This is a genomic window from Streptococcus pseudopneumoniae (assembly GCF_038148935.1).
Taxonomy (GTDB): domain Bacteria; phylum Bacillota; class Bacilli; order Lactobacillales; family Streptococcaceae; genus Streptococcus; species Streptococcus pseudopneumoniae_U.
Genome location: NZ_JBBJZX010000179.1, coordinates 1 through 993, shown reverse-complemented (window position 1 = coordinate 993; position 993 = coordinate 1). Strand labels below are relative to the sequence as shown.

The following is a 993-nucleotide window of genomic DNA, read 5'->3' as shown; positions in this document are numbered from 1 at the left end:
ATCAGCCATAAAGAAAACCTATCACAGAGATAGATATCATATAATGGCGTAAATGTTTTTTTTCTGTTAAGATTATAAGGTATTCTATTTTGGAGGAAATGACATGAAAAAAATCGTTAAATACTCATCTCTTGCTGCCTTAGGACTTGTGGCTGCAGGTGTGCTAGCGGCTTGCTCAGGTGGAGCTAAGAAAGAAGGAGAAGCAGCTAGCAAGAAAGAAATCATCGTTGCAACCAATGGTTCGCCAAAACCATTTATCTATGAAGAAAATGGCGAATTGACTGGTTACGAGATTGAAGTGGTTCGCGCTATCTTTAAAGACTCTGACAAATATGATGTCAAGTTTGAAAAGACAGAATGGTCAGGTGTCTTTGCTGGTCTTGACGCTGATCGTTACAATATGGCTGTCAACAATCTTAGCTACACTAAAGAACGTGCGGAAAAATACCTTTATGCCGCACCAATTGCCCAAAACCCTAATGTCCTTGTAGTGAAGAAAGACGACTCTAGCATCAAGTCTCTCGCTGATATCGGTGGAAAATCGACGGAAGTCGTTCAAGCCACTACATCAGCTAAGCAGTTAGAAGCATACAACGCTGAACACCCGGACAACCCAACTATCCTTAACTATACTAAGGCAGACTTCCAACAAATCATGGTGCGTTTGAGCGATGGACAATTTGACTATAAGATTTTTGATAAAATCGGTGTTGAAACAGTGATCAAGAACCAAGGTTTGGACAACTTGAAAGTTATCGAACTTCCAAGCGACCAACAACCGTACGTTTACCCACTTCTTGCTCAAGGTCAAGATGAGTTGAAATCATTTGTAGACAAACGTATCCAAGAACTCTACAAAGACGGAACGCTTGAAAAATTATCTAAACAATTCTTCGGAGACACTTACCTACCGGCAGAAGCTGATATTAAATAATTTCTTGAAGTCATCCATTCTGAGTAAGATGGGTGATTTCTCAGTTTTTAGGGATATAG

1 protein-coding gene is annotated in these 993 nt (G+C 39.9%); it reads left to right on the top strand.

The genetic code is table 11. The features are described from left to right. Nucleotides 1–103: 103 nt before the first annotated feature. Nucleotides 104–934 (top strand): amino acid ABC transporter substrate-binding protein, encoded by an 831-nt coding sequence (locus WKI42_RS10455; protein WP_045612396.1) that lies wholly within the window; start codon nucleotides 104–106, stop codon nucleotides 932–934. Nucleotides 935–993 lie beyond the last annotated feature (59 nt).